Annotated in this window: 11 protein-coding genes and 1 pseudogene; 6 read left to right on the forward strand and 6 right to left on the reverse strand. The window is 59.5% G+C overall.

All coding sequences use genetic code 11. From position 1 onward, the window contains the following. Positions 1-84 precede the first annotated feature (84 nt). A complete protein-coding gene (locus FJ938_RS03205) occupies positions 85-771 on the forward strand; it encodes an aspartyl/asparaginyl beta-hydroxylase domain-containing protein (RefSeq protein WP_140690970.1) in 687 nt (228 codons plus the stop codon). 228 nt (positions 772-999) lie between these two features. Here FJ938_RS03205 and FJ938_RS03210 read toward each other — a convergent pair whose 3' ends face one another. After that, entirely contained in the window at positions 1,000-2,295 is a 1,296-nt protein-coding gene (locus tag FJ938_RS03210; protein WP_140690971.1) for a HAMP domain-containing sensor histidine kinase, read from the reverse strand. Further along, positions 2,295-2,984 carry a response regulator transcription factor gene (locus FJ938_RS03215; RefSeq protein ID WP_140690973.1) on the reverse strand — a complete coding sequence of 230 codons (690 nt, stop codon included), beginning with the start codon at positions 2,982-2,984 and terminating at the stop codon, positions 2,295-2,297. The genes FJ938_RS03210 and FJ938_RS03215 overlap by 1 nt, the downstream gene beginning before the upstream one ends. Before the next feature lie 148 nt (positions 2,985-3,132). Here FJ938_RS03215 and FJ938_RS03220 point away from each other — a divergent pair, with 148 nt between their 5' ends. The 5 genes and pseudogenes from FJ938_RS03220 to FJ938_RS03240 all read left to right on the forward strand — a co-directional run bounded on the left by FJ938_RS03220 (position 3,133) and on the right by FJ938_RS03240 (position 11,883). Next, a complete protein-coding gene (locus tag FJ938_RS03220) occupies positions 3,133-4,569 on the forward strand; it encodes an efflux transporter outer membrane subunit (RefSeq protein WP_281409088.1) in 1,437 nt (478 codons plus the stop codon). Then, positions 4,569-5,645 (forward strand): efflux RND transporter periplasmic adaptor subunit, encoded by a 1,077-nt coding sequence (locus FJ938_RS03225; protein WP_140690977.1) that lies wholly within the window; start codon positions 4,569-4,571, stop codon positions 5,643-5,645. Before FJ938_RS03220 ends, FJ938_RS03225 begins: the two co-directional genes overlap by 1 nt. After that, complete coding sequence (locus tag FJ938_RS03230) at positions 5,642-8,728, forward strand: efflux RND transporter permease subunit (RefSeq protein WP_140690979.1); 3,087 nt, start codon at positions 5,642-5,644, stop codon at positions 8,726-8,728. Before FJ938_RS03225 ends, FJ938_RS03230 begins: the two co-directional genes overlap by 4 nt. A gap of 242 nt (positions 8,729-8,970) precedes the next feature. Further along, the gene (bamA, locus tag FJ938_RS03235) at positions 8,971-11,340 is read left to right on the forward strand and encodes an outer membrane protein assembly factor BamA (RefSeq protein ID WP_140690981.1); all 2,370 of its coding nucleotides are present in this window, start codon (positions 8,971-8,973) and stop codon (positions 11,338-11,340) included. 170 nt (positions 11,341-11,510) lie between these two features. Continuing rightward, positions 11,511-11,883 (forward strand): annotated as a pseudogene (locus FJ938_RS03240) (ISAs1 family transposase). A 61-nt stretch (positions 11,884-11,944) separates the two neighbouring features. Here the strand turns inward: FJ938_RS03240 and FJ938_RS03245 are convergent. The 4 genes from FJ938_RS03245 to FJ938_RS03260 all read right to left on the reverse strand — a co-directional run bounded on the left by FJ938_RS03245 (position 11,945) and on the right by FJ938_RS03260 (position 15,464). Further along, positions 11,945-12,586 (reverse strand): invasion associated locus B family protein, encoded by a 642-nt coding sequence (locus tag FJ938_RS03245; protein ID WP_181168990.1) that lies wholly within the window; start codon positions 12,584-12,586, stop codon positions 11,945-11,947. 208 nt (positions 12,587-12,794) lie between these two features. Continuing rightward, positions 12,795-13,934 carry a patatin-like phospholipase family protein gene (locus FJ938_RS03250; RefSeq protein ID WP_140690986.1) on the reverse strand — a complete coding sequence of 380 codons (1,140 nt, stop codon included), beginning with the start codon at positions 13,932-13,934 and terminating at the stop codon, positions 12,795-12,797. A 53-nt stretch (positions 13,935-13,987) separates the two neighbouring features. Next, positions 13,988-14,437, reverse strand: a complete 450-nt coding sequence (locus FJ938_RS03255) for a MucR family transcriptional regulator (RefSeq protein ID WP_140690988.1) — start codon at positions 14,435-14,437, stop codon at positions 13,988-13,990. Positions 14,438-14,738: 301 nt separating this feature from the next. Further along, complete coding sequence (locus FJ938_RS03260; RefSeq protein WP_140690991.1) at positions 14,739-15,464, reverse strand: response regulator; 726 nt, start codon at positions 15,462-15,464, stop codon at positions 14,739-14,741. Positions 15,465-16,125 lie beyond the last annotated feature (661 nt).

Genomic DNA, 16,125 nt, shown 5'->3' on the forward strand with positions numbered 1-16,125 from the left:
CCGGCGTTCAACGCTTCAACAATCTCTGTGAGTAATAGCCGGAAAGCAATCGCTGATTATATATGACCGTGTCGAGGTAATGCGATGTCGAACGTCTACAATCTTGGAACCGATCTCGTTCGTTGTATCTATGAAAAGCGCATAGACGCCCCGCCCATTCTTGATACCGATAGCCATTTTCCGAACGCGACGAAGTTCGTTGCCGCCTGGCAGGGCATCCGCGACGAAGCGCTTGCCGTGCAGTTGAACAGGGCGCCGCGCTTTCACGACATCATGCCTGAGCAAACCGAAATCTCGGCCAATGACGGCCTCGACTGGCGCATGTTCGTGCTCAAGGCCTACGACATGACGATCCCGGAAAACCTCGAGCGGATGCCTACCCTCGGCCGGCTGTTGTCCGAATGCCCGGAGGTCAAATCGGCGGCTGTCTCATTCCTGGCCCCGCACAAGCACATCCCGCCCCACCGCGGTCCCTTTCGCGGCATCATGCGATTTCATCTCGGTCTGGTCATCCCGAAGCAGGCAGATGGCCGCCCGGCAACGATCATGATGATCAACCACGAAGAAAGGCGCATAGCCGACGGCGAGTGCATGCTGTGGGACGACACTTTCGAGCACGAAGTCATGAACAACGCCGATCAGGCGCGCGTGGCCCTGCTGCTCGATGTCTGGCGCCCGAAGATGCCGCTGGACATGGAGGTCCTGTCCCGCCTGATCGTCCGCGGCGTGCAGGTGGGAATGCACTACAGGGGCGTATCTTTTGCCGGCTGAATTGGCGGAAGCGTAGAGCAATTCCAGGAAAAGTGCAGCGGTTTTCCGTCCGGAATTGCGTAAAAACAAATAGTTAGAGCGGTTCGGCGAATCCGTGAAACGCTGAACCGCTTTACGCCCTCGCCTCGCGAAACGCCCTCGCCGCTCCTCCTGGCCAGCATCCAACGCTTCTGCGTCCGAACCCTCGAGGCAAACGCATAGAATGAACCGGACTTCAGAATCAGGACACTAGCTCCTACCATTGCTTGGGTGAATTCTGTTATTGGATCTTGAAATCACCAGAGCGACGGTCAAACCACCGGTCTCGGCGATCGAAGCAGCCACGCGACCACCGTGCCGCATGACGGCCTGCTTCGTTATGGCGAGACCGAGACCGTATCCGCTTCGTGCAACGGCATCCTCGCCGCGCGAAAACGGCTGGAATATCTTGTCGAGATCCGAGGGCGCCACGCCCGGCCCCTGATCTGTGACGAGGATGTGCAACGTGTTGTCCTCTAACTGCGAGCGAACAGAAACCTGCGAGCAGTCGGACGTGTATTTGACGGCATTGCGAATTACGTTCTCCAAGGCCCGATAGATCAGCTCTCCATTGACCTCTGCTACAAATGTCTCCGCGCCCTCGTGAAGCACGCGGATGCCGCGCGCTTGGGCTTCGAACGCTGCGTCGCTGACGATATCGTTAAGCAGATCGATGACGTCGAGAGTCTGCAGTTCGAGCCCTTCCTGCGACCGATCGGTCAGCCGGGCAAGCGTGAGGATCTCACCGACCAGCCCGTCGATGCGCTCGACCTCGCGGATCATGCGCTCCATCATGACATCGAGCTTGGCCGGATTCTGCTGCAGGACGCCGATTGCAGCCTGAAGACGTGACAAGGGCGAGCGAAGCTCGTGCGACACGTCGTGGAAGAGACGCTGCTGGCTTCTCTGAAGTTCCTCCAGGCGAGCGGCGCTCGCATCGAAATCGTGCGCGAGCGCGGCAACCTCGTCCTTGCGCCCATCCATCCTGTCTCCGATGCGAATGTCGAAGCGGCCACTGGCGAGCGCAGCCAGACCACTGCGAAGATGCCCAACAGGCCGAATGAGATACCGCGCCAGCCAGTACGCCGCGACCGCAGCCGCTAACAGAGCGGACAGCCAAGGCGCTATCCTCGTCCAGGTCTCCAAGACGAGGCCCGGCCCTTGGCTATGAAGCACAACACGATAACAGGTGCCGCCGCTTTCAACGCTTCGTACGTTCTCGGTTGTCTCGGCCGGACAATCTCCAGGGGACGGGACCTCGGAGATCGTCAGATTGATCGGAGGGTCGGCCTTTGCCGCTTCCAACCCAAACGCCATAACAGCGCCTTTACCATTGTGCGCCAGCAGCCGCGAAGCCATATCGAGCGCAAACAGCTGCTGCCCACGCTCGATCTCGCGTGACATCGGCAGGAGATGAAACAGAGCCGAAGCCGCGAACAGCACCGCGATCGATGCCGCCATGGTCAGCCAGATGATGGTAAAGAACTTCCAGAACAGGCGCCGCATTAGCGGCCCTGCAGAAGCTGGTAGCCTTGTCCCCGAACTGATTGGATCCAGGACTGACCGTCATCCCTTGCACCGAGCTTCTGCCGGACGCTGCTGATGTGGACGTCGATGCGGCGATCGAAGGGGGTCAGGGTCCTGCCGAAGGCCTGCTTGGAAATCTCCTGCTTCGATACGAGCTGGCCGACATTGCGGGCGAGCACCTCGAGCAGGCTGAACTCCGTGCCGGTGAGATCGAGCGGTTTGCTAAGCCACTGCGCAGTTCTGCTTCCCGGATACATCACGAGGTTGCCTGCGCGGATTACTTCGGAGGACGCTCCGGTATCGGTTCTGCCCACCCGGCGCAGGATCGCGCGCAGCCGCGCCGCGAGTTCACCAGGCGAACATGGCTTCGGTACGTAGTCGTCGGCGCCCAGATTGAGGCCCGCGATCCGATCGGCGTCATCGCCCTTTGCGGTCAGCATCAGTACAGGCACGGAGCTCGAGCGCCTGATACGCTGGAGTAGTTCAATGCCGTTCATGTGCGGCATCATAATATCCAGCACGATGATGTCGACGGAATTCGAGGAGGCCATTCCGATCGCGGTGCGACCGTCGTCAGCGGTCGACACCTCGAAGCCTTCCTCGACAAGATATTCCTTGAGGAGGGTGGTAAGTTCGACGTCATCGTCTACCAGAAGAACCTTTTCCATGCTCAGTGCCTGCCATTCATCATGCGAAGGCATACAGAACAAATCCCGGCCGGGCACCAAAATTTACCCATCTTAACGATGGTTTGACGCCACTTAACATTCGATCGGCTAATGCTCGCGGTAGTGCACTTGATCGCGTGGCATGATGATGAAACATAACAGGACCTCCAGTCTTGGAGCCATTTTTGCCGGCCTGTTTCTGACGGGCTGTGCCAGCTTCGCCGAATTGCGGCCCGCGGAGGTGAAGATCGCGGATGTCTGGCATACAACCTTTCCCCATGGTGCCCGCACATCCGATCTCGTGTCTTGGTGGTCGACATTCAGTGACCCACCGTTGACGTCTCTCATCGGCTACGCTCAGGCGGAGAACCCCAATCTCGACTCCGCCGCCGCCGACATCGAGAAGGCTCGCGCCACGCTTACCTCCGCGCAGGCCAGCCTTTTCCCAGGCCTCGACGGCTCCGGCTCCGTCACGCGCTCGGGCACCGACGGCGAAGCAGCCAACCGCGTCAAGGCATCGACAACGTCGAGCGGCAGTCTAGATGCTTCCTGGGAGATCGATCTATTCGGCAAGAACAGGCAGACGAGCGAGGCTGCGCGTCTTCGCATCCATAAACAGATCGCCAACTGGCATGACGCACGCGTTTCCCTGGCTGCCGAGGTGGCCGATGACTACGTTCAATACCGAGCATGCCGTCAGCTCGAAAATGCCTACAGTGCCGAACTCGCCTCGCAGCGCGAAACGATCCGCGCCACGGAAACGGCCGCTACCTCCGGCCTGACCTCGACCTCGGACCTGGCGCTGGCGCGCGCTAGCGCGGCGTCTTCCTCGTCGAGCCTGACAGCGCAGCACGCCGAATGCGAGGTTCTGGTCAAGTCGCTGGCCCAACTCACCGGCGGCAATGAGGCGAGGGTCCGGGAGCTCCTCGCCAAGGGAAAAACTGGAATTCCGGCCCCGAAGAAATTCAGCATTACCTCTGTCCCGGCCAAGGCGCTTCGACAGCGCCCGGATATCGGGGCGCTCGAACTGGGAGTTGCGGCTTCCATTGCCGATATCGGTGCCGCGAAAGCAGATCTCTATCCGAGTCTGAGCCTTAGCGGGTCCGTCGCGATCAGCAGTTCAACGCTGACCGGAACGTCGGCGCCATGGTCCTTCGGTCCAGCCCTGACAATTCCCGTCTTGGATGGTGGCTCGCGCCGGGCCGCAGTGAAAAGTGCGATCGCTGATTATGACACGGCTGTGGCCGCTTATAAGTCCGGCGTGCTGAGCGCAGTCGCGGAAGTCGAAACGGCTCTTGTACGGGTTGACACCACCCGCAAGCGCATCGGCGATGCAAGCACCGCCGCTCGCAATTATCGCGCCTACTTCAATTCCGTCGATACCAATTGGAGGGCGGGCGGAGCCAGCCTGCTCGACAGGGAGGAGGCTCGGCGCTCGGCGCAGTCCGCCGAAATCACGCTCATCGAAATCCGCCGCGATGCCGTGCGCTACTGGATCGCGCTCTACAAGGCCCTGGGTGGAGGTTGGGACGCCAGCATGGTTTCGCCGGTGCAGGAGCAGACAAAACCACAAGGAGTTTTCTAATGCGGCCCGCCCATCTCCTGGCTGTCCTGCTCGCCGGGGCAGGTATTGCTTTCGCCGATCTGCCTTCCCATGCACAACAGAAGGAAGCGGCTCCGGCTCTCACAGTGGAAATCATCAAGCCGGCAGAGCGGCAATGGGCGGAGACGGCTCCAGCGAGCGGTTGGCTGAAGCCCTGGCACGAGGCGATTATCGCATCTGAGATCGGCGGCCTTCGCATCACGGATATTCTCGTCGACGTCGGATCGGCCGTCTCGAAAGGCCAGCCGCTTATCCGGCTCGCGCAGGGATCGGTCCTTGCGGAACTGCGCCAGCAGGAAGCGGAGGTCGAAACGGCAAAGGCGGATCTCGCCAAGGCGAAGGCGAACGCCGACCGGGCGCGCAAGGTGCAGGGCAGCGGCGCACTTTCGGATGAGAAGGTCACCGAATATCTGATCGCGGAGCAGACCGCCGTGGCGAGTTTGGAATCGGCCGAGGCAGCGCTGGAAAGCCAGAAGATCAAGGTCGACCAGACGACGATCACTGCGGTCGATGACGGACTGATCACGTCCCGTTCGGCGCAACTCGGTGCCGTGGTCTCGTCCGGCACCGAACTGTTCCGGTTGTTGCGGCAAAGCCGTATTGAATGGCAGGCCGAGGTGTCGGCGCAATATCTGCCCAGGATCAAGGAAGGTCTCGACGCCGCTATCGCCGGCCCCGGCAACAGGCGCATCGCGGGGAAGGTCAGGCTGGTCGGCCCGATTGTCAGCACCGACACCGGCCGCGCCATCGTCTATGTCGTTCTGCCGACCGAGCCACGTCCGCATGTGGGCTTCTACGTGACCGGACAGATCAATCTCCAGACCACGAGCGCGCTCACGGTGCCGGAAACCGCACTCGTGTTTCGCGACGGCATCAACTACCTCTTCACCGTCAATCACGATCGCCGCGTTACGCGGCTGCGTGTCGAGACAGGCCGCCGCTGCGACGGTGAGGTCGAGATTCTGTCCGGCATCGATCGATCCGGAGATGTTGTGAAGTCCGGCGGCGCATTCCTGTCCGATAACGCTTTGGTCAGGGTCGAAGGGGAAACCCGATGAACTTCTCCGCTTGGTCCATCCGCAACCCTGTTCCGGCTATTCTGCTTTTTGTTCTACTGACCGCAGGTGGCTTGCTCGCGTTCGATCGTCTCGCCGTCCAGAACTTTCCCGACATGGATTTGCCGACGATCAAGATCTCCGCCACGCTCGAGGGTGCTGCCCCAGCGCAACTGGAGACCGAAGTCGCGCGCAAGATCGAGGACAACCTTGCTTCGCTCAGTCTTCTCGATCACATCACCACGACGATCACCGACGGGTCGGTGTCGATCAGCGTCTCCTTCAAACTCGAAAAGAACACTGAGGAAGCCCTTAACGAAGTCCGCAATGCTGTCGATAGCACGACGGACCTGCCATCCGAGATGCAGTCGCCCAGCGTGACCAAGGTGACCGTGCAGGGTTCCCCGCTACTGACCTACGCGGTGCGCTCGACCCGGCTCAACGAGACGGAACTTTCCTGGTTCGTCGACAACGACATGACCAAGGCTCTGCTGTCGGTCTCTGGCGTCGGCGAGGTCAGCAGGGTCGGCGGGATCGATCGCGAGGTGCATGTCGACCTCAATCCGCGAGTCATGGGGTCGCTCGGGATAACAGCCGGGACGGTCTCTTCTCGGCTGAAGTCGGTTCAGTCGGACACCTCCGGCGGCCGCGGCGACATCGGTGGCACAAGGCAGACGATCCGAACGCTCGGCGCCGTTTCGTCGGTGGCGGAGCTCAAAGCCATCGCGATCCCGCTTTCGAACGGCAAGCTGGTGCGCCTCGACGAAATCGGCACGGTAACGGACAGCTTTTCCGACCGCTCCTCACTAGCCTATCTCGATGGGCAGCCGGTGATTGGCGTTGAAGTGAAGCGTTCGAACGGATTTTCGGATACGGGTGTCGCGGCCGAGATTCAAGCGGCGATGCAGGAATTCGCCGCCGCTAACCCCGGTGTGGAGATCGTCAAAGCCTACGGCACGGTCGGACCAATCATCGACAACTATGACGGTTCGATGCACATGCTCCTGGAAGGCGCGATCCTTGCCGTGATCGTCGTCTGGCTCTTTTTGCGTGATTGGCGCGCGACCTTCCTGTCCGCGGTAGCGCTTCCCTTGTCTGTCATCCCGACCTTTCTTGCGATGTATCTGGCGGATTTCAGCCTGAACACGGTGACGCTGCTGGCGCTCTCCCTGGTCGTAGGCATCCTTGTCGACGACGCGATCGTCGAGATCGAGAACATCTCACGTCATCTGCAGATGGGGAAATCGTCGATCGACGCCGCGCTCGAGGCGGCCGACGAGATAGGGCTGGCCGTCATCGCAACCACCTTTACGCTGGTCTCTGTATTCCTTCCGACCGCCTTTATGGGCGGCATTCCCGGTCTCATCTTCCGTCAGTTCGGCGTGACGGCGGCCGTGGCGGTCTTAGCCTCGCTGCTGGTTGCCCGCCTGCTGACGCCGATGATGGCCGCCTATATGATGAAAGCCCATCCGGTCGAGGACAGGGATGGGCGGATCATGAGCGCCTACATGGCGGTCGTCAAAGCATGTTTGCGCCACCGAAAGCTGACGATCCTTGGCGTCTGTGTGTTCCTCGGCCTATCGCTGTCGGCCATACCGTTGCTGAAGTCCGGCTTCCTGCCCGCGTCGGATGATTCGCAGACAAAGGTCACCGTCACGCTGCAACCCGGCAGCACAATCGATCAGACGGATGTGGTCACGCGCCAGGCCATGGGTATCATCGCAAATGTACCACACGTCACCCATGTCTTTTCGGCCGTTGGAACCGCTTCTAAAGGCGGCGGGTTCGACTCCTCGACGACAAGCAATGTAACGACATCGACGCTGACCGTCGACCTGACGCCCATTGGCGACCGCGATCGCAAGCAATCGCAGATCGAAAACGACATTCGCCAAGCGCTTGCCGCGCTGCCGGGCATCAGGGTGGAAGTTGGCACCGGCGGCAATGGCACAACGCTGCAGATCACGCTCGCAAGCGACGATTCAAATGCGCTCGATCAAGCGGGAAGCGCGTTGGAAGAGCAGTTGAGAACCCTGAAGGGCATCGGCGCCGTCACGTCCAGCGCATCGCTCCAGGCACCCGAGGTCCAGATCGTGCCCGATTTTACGCGCGCGGCCGCGCTGGGCGTGACCTCGGAAGCGATTGCCGAGGCGGTCAGAGTCGCCACGAACGGCGATTATTCCTCGTCCATGGCCAAGCTCAATCTATCGCAGCGGCAGATCTCGATCCGTGTGCGCTTCGATCCCCGCAACCGGGCGACGCTGGACGACATCGCCAGTCTCCGCGTGGTCGGGACAAACGGAACCGTCGATCTCGGCTCCGTCGCCGACATTCGCATTGGTGGCAGTCCCTCCCAGATTGATCGCATCGACCGCTCGCGCAACATCACGCTTTCGGTCGAACTCAACGGACGAATCCTCAATGACGTGTATGGGGAAGCCAAGGCTTTGCCCGCGCTTCAGAACCTGCCGCAAGGGGTCAGGCTCGTTGAACAGGGCGAATTGCAGCGCAGCTCGGAATTGTTCGAGAGCTTCGGCATCGCCATGGCGATCGGTGTCTTCTGCATCTACGCAGTGCTGGTCCTTCTATTCCACGACTTCCTGCAACCCCTAACGATCTTGATGGCGCTGCCGCTGTCTCTCGGCGGCGCCCTTCTGCCGCTAGTCGTGACGGGCACGAGCTTCTCCATGCCCGCGGTGATCGGGCTGCTCATGTTGATGGGTGTGGTGACGAAGAATTCGATCCTGCTGGTCGAGTATGCCATCATGGCGCGGCGCGGTGGGATGTCGCGCTTCGATGCTCTCGTAGACGCCTGCCACAAGCGGGCCCGGCCCATCGTCATGACAACAATCGCGATGGGATTTGGCATGCTCCCGGTGGCGCTCAGCCTGAGCGGCGGCGATTCAAGCTTCCGCCAGCCGATGGCGATCGTGGTGATCGGCGGGCTGTTGACATCCACCTTCCTCAGCCTGCTCGTCATCCCGGTTATCTTTACGTTCGTCGATGACTTTCTCGGGTTCCTCAAGCGCCTCGTGCATAGAAAGCACGGGGACGAACTGGAAGCAGAAGCGAGGAATGCACGCTGACAGGCCTCGCCATGCGGCGTCTCCCTTCTGCCGAACGTGTGTACCCGCCATTGACCGTCAATGATATGCGCGACCGAAACGTTTTATAATATTAACTCACAAACTGGACATGTCCGGACACACCCGGAAATACGCCAGCCTATTTTCACACCTATTGTTCGCGAGTCTGGGCGGGGGCTCCGATCAATCCTTTGGTTGAGGCTTCCTGTGAGGAGCCCGCCGACAATTAGAGACAGGCCGCGATGAGGATTATTTCACGTTCTATGAACGCGGCGTCGGCGATAGCCTTATCCGCAGCGTTTTTCGGTCCCGCTTTATTTGCGGTTCAACTGGCATCCGTTTCCGTGGCCAAGGCAGCGACTGTCGGCACCATCGACGTAAGGGGAAACAGGCGCATTCCGGCGGAAACCATCCGCAGTTATCTTGGAATCAACTCGGGGAGGTCCTTTTCCGATTCCGATATCGACGATGCGGTCAAACGACTGTTTGGCACCGGCATGTTTTCGAACGTCAGGATAAACCAGGTCGGATCGACGCTGGTCGTCGAGGTAGAAGAATACTCCATCGTCAACCAGGTGCTGTTCCAGGGCAACAAGCAGATCAAGGACACGCAACTCAGCCAAGCGATCCGACTAAAACCGCGAGATGCCTTCACCACGGCCGCGATGGAAGCCGACGCCGAGGCGATCCGCCAGGCCTACAGCAGGATCGGCCGCGAGGACGCAAAGGTCACGACGCGGACCGTGGACCTCGGCGAGGGTCGGCTCAATGTCATCTTCGAGACCGTCGAGGGAGACCGCACCAAGATCGCCCGCATCGATTTCAGTGGCAACAATGCCTTCAGCGACCGGCGCCTTGCCGATGTCATCTCGACCAAGCGTTCGGGTATCCTGTCCTTCGTTTTGCGCAACGACGTCTATGACGAGAAGCGGCTGCACGCCGACGAGGAATTGCTGCGCCGCTTCTATTACAATCGTGGCTATGCCGATTTCCGAGTGGTCTCCGCCGCCGCCGAGCTCAATGAAACCACAAATGAATATGTCGTCTCGATCACCGTCGACGAGGGCGACCGCTATACCTTCGGGGACATCGCGGTCGAAAGTGGGCTAGAGGGCGTTGACAACCAGACACTCCGTTCGCTGCTGCACACATATTCCGGCGACGTCTACAATGCGAAGGCGGTGGAAGATACTATCATCGCGCTCACGGAAGAACTTGCCGGACGGGGTTATGCCTTCGCCCAGGTAACCCCGCGCGGCAGTCGCAATTTCGAGAACCACACCATCAGCGTCACTTATACGATCGACCAGGGTACGAAGGCCTATGTCGAGCGCATCGAAATACGCGGCAACACCCGCACTCGCGAACCCGTCATCCGCCAGGAATTCGATGTCAGCGAGGGCGACGCATTCAATCAGGTCCTGATTCAGCGCGCTAAGAAGCGACTGCAAGATCTCGACTATTTTGAAAGCGTCGAAATCTCGACCGCTCCAGGGTCTCAGCCCGACCAGGTCGTCGTAGTTGTTGATCTCGTTGAGAAGTCGACCGGCGATTTTTCCATCGGCGCAGGCTATTCGACAAGCGGCGACTCGAAGGGCCCTTCGCTCGAAGGCTCCATCACCGAGAAGAACTTCCTCGGCCGTGGCCAATATATAAAGTTGGCTGCAGGCGTGGGAGAAAGCTCGAAGGACTTCACCTTGTCGTTCACCGAGCCATACTTCTTGGGCCGGCACATCTCGGCCGGTTTCGACATTTTCCGTCAGACGCGGGAGTACGATGATTACGATAGCAAAACGACCGGCGCGACCATACGTTTCGGTCTCCCGATCAGCGAAACCTTGTCGACCCAGTTCGCCTATACCTACTCTCAGGAAAAATACAGCCTCAATGATGATTGCGACGCTGATGGTGATGGCGTGGCAGACAGCGGTTGCGAGGTGTCGAGCGCCATTGTTGACGGCATTGAAAACAGCCCTTGGATTAAGTCGTCGATCAGCGGCACGTTGCTCTACAAAACGATCGATGACATGAAGGATCCGCACAAGGGTCTCTACGCCACCTTCACGACCGAGTTTGCGGGACTGGGAGGCGACGCCAAATTCCTGAAATTCAGCGGCCGTGGCACCTACTATCACACGATCTCGGAGGAGATGAACCTGGTCGGTCTTTTGACAGCCGGCGCCGGCCATATCATGTCCACGACGGGGGACGATTTACGCGTGTTCGATCTGTTTGAGAACAGCGATCGCATTATCCGTGGCTTCGCCTATAACGGCATCGGACCGGCGGACAAGCTTTCCGATGGCAGCTACGATCATCTTGGCGGAACCACCTACTTTCATGCCTCGGCCGAGGCGCAGTTCCCCATCCCGCTGATTCCTGACAGTTTTGGACTCAAGGGTGCGTTCTTCGCAGATGCGGCGACGCTCTATGGCAACAACCTCTCGGCGGCCGATACGTCGACCTCGATGTCGTGGCGGGCTTCCGTTGGCGTCGGGATTCTATGGGCCTCACCGTTCGGCCCGCTGCGGGTCGATTACGCCGTGCCGGTCAAGAAAGAGGCCAGTGACGAGGTGGAGAACTTCACATTTGGTATTTCGACGCGCTTCTAGGCGGTTGCCGGGAGGAACGCGAATTGAAACATGGCCGCTCGGTGCGCGGTTCCTGAGCAACATCGAGGAGCCCGGCTTGATCAAGCGAGGCGCAGCGACGCAACTCCAAGCGAGGTGCCTTTCCATGCCGGATCGAGGAGCGCACGATCCGCGGCGCCGACGCCGCCTGGCTGGCCGAGCGCCATCCCGACTGGAAGGGCCTTCAAAGCATCGTCGCCGTCACCGTGCGCCGCACGATCAAGAGGACCGGCATGGTCTCGATCGAGATCCGGCTCTTCATCTCGTCGCCGCCCGACCCCGTCTGCCTCGCCGCCGCCGTGCGCGCCCACTGGAGCGTGGAGAACAATCTGCACTGGGTTCTGGACGTGGCGTTCCGCGAAGACGAATGCCGGACCCGCAAAGACCATTCGGCGCAACCTCGCCATGATCCGCCGCGCCGTGCTCAACATGCTCCGGCGCGAGCCTTCCAAGAAATCGTTCAAGCGCAAGCGCCTCAAAGCCCTCATGAGCCCCCGACTACCGCGAAGCTATCCTCGCCGTTAACGATTCATGATTTGGCCCTGTTTCTAGGCATAGAAAACATGGTCGGAACCGACCTGATGAGTTATTGCTGGAAGGTTCTCAGCCGTTCGATGGCAGCCGGGAATCCCTTAAGTGAGACGGTGAAATTCGCATCCTTCTCGCTTCCGTAGGACTTGCCGCCAACCATCATGATCTTCCCCTTTTTCATCGTCTCAATGCTGGAATTCGTCAATTTGAATGGCACCAGACATCCTGTCGGCATGCATGTCGCAAAAGTTTGCGGTTGCTCGAAAGCATGATCATCGAGCCGCAGGATTACGGCGTCCGACAAGTTCAGGCCGAAGGGCATGGTCACGGCGACCAAGCAATTCCCATTGTTATCGGGGGGGAATATTTCAATCGAAAACATCAGCGCCCGCTGCTGCTCATCATATTGGAACTGGCCGACCGAGCATCTCTTGTTGTTTTGAATGACCCGGCATTCTACGGCCCAATCGTCGTATGTCTCCTTGACAGCGTCGGCACCGTTGGGCAACGAAGCCGGAGGGCGTCCCATGCTGGATGCGCCTTGGTCCGCCCGCCGGCCATAGTTTGGATCAGTCATGAGGGGAACATCGCGGACACCCGGCCAGCCCTGCAATTCGCGATAGACGGCAGCTTGCGCATCGGCTCCTGAAAGCAGCAGTATTGTCGCAAGGAGACTCGCCGCTTTTTTCCGTGCCATTATTCGATCCACACCGCAGTTCATCTATCCACTTGCAACTTCAGGAAACATCTTGCTTGATGTTATTTGTGTGGCAAAAGCGCCCTGTTTACATTCAGTTACAAAAATCTGCGCAAGCATTCGGCCCGGTGTGCACAATGTTTCGGACTCTCCGCGGTTTTTGACATCGCATTGGGCGCAGAGACAACTATGCGGCAGCCGCCTGAAATCAGCGGAACACCGGGCTTTCTTTCCACAGGGTGCCGGAGGCAACTCCCTCAGACCCGAGTTCAAAGACCGCGCGCATGTAGTCGGTATTAAAGGGATCGAGCATAGAGTACGGGACCTGCGCGTCTATCGTCGCAACATGGAAGTCGGCTCCCGTTCGCTTGGCGAAATTGTATAGGGCCGTCAGTTCGCTCTGCGCCTGCGACTTCATGTAGATGGAATAGGCCCTGACGATAGCTGAAACCGTCTTGTTCGGCGTGACGCCAAATTCCGGCATCAAGGCGTTGTTGACGATAACGTAGAAACTGACTTTCTGGCGATTGCGACCCGCCGGCGGGCGCGCGCTTCCCAAAAAAGCTTGTGGCGGCATCAGGATTTGCGATGACGATCCTCCATCCGAATGCAGTTCCTCGAACTGACGTCCTTCTGCTTCGGCCTTTATCACGACCGCCGGGTAGACGCCCGGGATGCTGGCCGAGGCGACGACGATGTCGATAAATAGTTTTCGCGCGTCCGGCCGACCGCTCGCGGCGATGGCGCCCATGTTCCACACTACGCCGCGCTGGGTGTCGAGATTGGTCGTCAGCACGAACAGACGCCGCCCCTTGCGGTGTTCGGCAGCGATCCGGAGCAGAACTTCTGGCGTGATGGCGCGTTCGACCAGGCTCCGTAACGGCTCCGACCTCAGGAGGCTCGATCCGAACAGCCCGATCGGTCCCTTGGTGACCACGAGATCCTTTGCAATACCGCTGGTATAGAGCTGCACGAGCGCGTCGTCATAGGCCGGTCCCAGGAAGACGTAAGGCGCAATCAGCGCTCCGGTGCTGACGCCGCTGACGACGTCGAAACGCGGGCGAGTCTTCATGGCGCTCCAAGCGGAGAGTATGCCGACACTGAAGGCGCCGCCTGCACCGCCCCCAGAAATCATCAGGAAATCCAGTTTGCCCGAACTTGAGACGGGCGCCCAATCACGGGCATTGTGCGGCACCTCATCGAGGCGCGCGTCTCGATACGTCCGGATTTCGCCGTATCCGGAGACGATCGCCCTGTCGGCCTCCAGCGCATCGTGAGCCCGGTCCAACGTGTGCTGACATCCGGACAGGATTAAGACCGTCGAAACAAGAATCGTGAATGCACGCATCGTCGGTGCGCCAATCCTGAGCTTCACATCAACGCTGGTCTGGCGACAGCTTGCTAGCGGCCGTCCGCTTGCGCCTCGGCTTTGCCGGGAGCCGGCTTATTGCGCTTGCGGCCGAGACCAATGCTCTTGGCCAGCGTCGATCGGGCGGCGGCATAGGCCGGGGCGACCATCGGATAGTTCGACGGCAAGTCCCACTTGGCGCGATACTGGTCAGGCGTCAGGCCGTAACGTGCACTCAAATGGCGTTTCAACAATTTGACCCTCCTGCCGTCCTCGAGGCAGATGATATAGTCGGTCGTCACCGAGTGCCTGATCGACACCGCCGGGCTGAGCTTGCCTTTAACCTCGCGAAGAACACCGTTGCGCAACCGTTCAAACGCCGCATGGACGGTGACGATCAACTCAGTCAGGCCGGCGACCGGAACGGAATTGTTGCTGACATAGGCGGCGACGACGTCTGAGGTCAGCGAGATGCTGACCGTGCTCATTGCCTCATCTGGCATCTTGGAACTCTCCTGGCTTCGGTTTCAGTCAAAGAGCTTCTCAGCTTTGCGATCAGCAATCCGCCTTCTGAATAAGGCCCTTTGTTTCTTGGCGCCTCGCAATCAGGATCGTTTCGCCAACCGCCTGATGGTGTTCTAGGCAAGGTCGGCCCGGCGGCTTGCGGCGAGCGGCATCGACCCAGAAGAACGGCTCGAACACCTGGTCCGGGCAATTCCCTCGGGTATGTTGATTCCTTTGCCACAAAGTCCACAATGGCCGCCTTCGCATTGGCCTTCGCTTGCCAACTCAATTGAGGCGGATTCATCCCGGTGTGGCCTGAATTTTCACCGGCACGCCAAGCTGATACCCGCCGTTGCGAACGGTCTTGAAAAGCGGAGCGGTGTCATTCTCGCCGAGTTTGCGCCGCAGCCGGCTCATTAGCACGTCAATCGAGCGGTCAAGAGGATCACGGCTGCGTCCTTGGGTAACGTCGAGCAACTGATCGCGTGAAAGCAGACGGCCCGGCCGCTCGAGAAAAGCATTGAGAAGATCGAACTCGGCCCCGGTCAAATCCACCGGAACTCCGTTCTGGCGCACAACACTGCGCAAATGTGGATCGACTTGGAACTCCGCAAAACTGTAGATCCTCGGCTCGGGAACTACCTTTTCCTCATACCCTCCCCGACGTAGCACAGCCTTGATGCGGGCCACCAGCTCGCGCGGATTGAACGGCTTGCCAAGATAATCGTCAGCTCCAATTTCCAGCCCGATAATCCGATCGACGTCCTCCTTGAGCGCGGTCAGGAGGATCACGGGCGTACGTGGACGACGCTCTTGGAGGCTGCGACAGATGTCGAGCCCGGATCCATCCGGCAGCATGACATCGAGCACAACCAGATCTAGTTCGCTGTTCGAGAGCCGGGTTTCGCACTCGGCCCGGTTGGATGCGGCCAAAACCCGAAAACCCTGGCTGCTGAGATAGCGCGCCAACAACGCGCGAATTTCAGGGTCATCATCAACAATCAATATGTTGGTATGGCTTGTCATACGGTCCTCATTCCCGCCCTCGGCGCTTCTGTATATCGGCCGGTTCAAATCGGTTGAATAAATTTGCAACGGAACTTTGCTAGCGTCCTCTCAGCAAAGTTCAGTTGCAATTTTCCTTTTCGAGCAACAGTCAGAAACATTCGGATCAATAGCCGTGCGCCGAAGCCATCGCTGACAATCTTGACTTGCCTCCACGAAGGTAAGAAGCTGCGGGCGCGCGGCAGTTATCGCCAAAACATCGCTGTTTCGCTCGGCCGACGCTTAGGTTAACCGTTACACGCAACCCCGGTACTGCGTCCGCGCCTACTCCGTGCTCACGCTTCTTCCGTCCAAGCAGCAGCTGTGTGCCGCCGTCATCTGCCTGACTGAATTCGGCCGGCGTGTCAGGTACTGCATGACATTGGCGGACCTGGGACGTCGGATCGGCGAACAGCAGAGCCGTCTGTCCCGAGGTGAGTGTTGGCATGTAGTCCTCGCGCGTCCTGGAAAGCAGAGCTGTTGCCCTCTCGAAATTATCAGGGGCGAGGTCGAGGGCGGACAGGAAACCGGCCTCACTGACCACTCGGCAATGAGCTATCCCGCCACCTCAATCCGTCGGCAAGCGGTAATCCCTGAACTGCTGGCGCAAGGTGATCTTCTGGATCTTGCCGGTGGCGGTATG

The sequence above is a fragment of the Mesorhizobium sp. B2-4-14 genome, assembly GCF_006442155.1.
GTDB lineage: Bacteria > Pseudomonadota > Alphaproteobacteria > Rhizobiales > Rhizobiaceae > Mesorhizobium.